This window comes from Caulobacter sp. 05T431 (assembly GCF_056665975.1).
This window is the reverse complement of sequence record NZ_JBFTKU010000098.1, coordinates 1-488: the sequence shown is the minus strand read 5'-3', so window position 1 is coordinate 488 and position 488 is coordinate 1. Positions and strand designations below refer to the sequence as shown.

Below are 488 nucleotides of genomic sequence, written 5' to 3'. Positions count from 1 at the left end.
CACCAACAGCTGGTATTTGGCGAAGGCTGGATCCAGGTGCGCCCAGGTGATGGCGTGAAAGGCCAAGTCCCAAGCCGCGAACCATGGGTACTCCCACGGGTCGGGCATGGCAATGACGTCGAACGAGTCCAGGTGCCGCCAGCCTGTGTTCCGGCCGTTGCGGTGCCCGGGCGGCGGCGCCGGTTCCCCGGAGTCGCCATCCAACCACCGGCTGACCCGGTACGGGTACATTTGCTTGCTCCAGATCAGCCCMGCGCAGGACTGGCGCATCACCCGCATCGGCTCGGCACCGATTTCAGCGGGGGCAATCGCCGCATAGAACTCGTCCGCTTCCCGCTCACGGTCTGTCATGACGTCATCGAAATAAGAGGCGAACCAGCGGTCCGGGGCTTCGGCTTGGTCCGGGACGGGCCGGTGCAACCGCAGCCGCAGCTCGACCCGGCCTCCGCCTGGCACGGCCAGCTGATACCACCAGGCTGCCTTGGTCC

Annotated in this window: 1 protein-coding gene; it reads right to left on the bottom strand. The window is 66.7% G+C overall.

Features of this window, described 5'->3' with window-relative positions:
* On the bottom strand, positions 1-488 hold a 488-nt coding region (locus AC1U89_RS24685), incomplete at both ends, for a hypothetical protein (protein WP_479902245.1).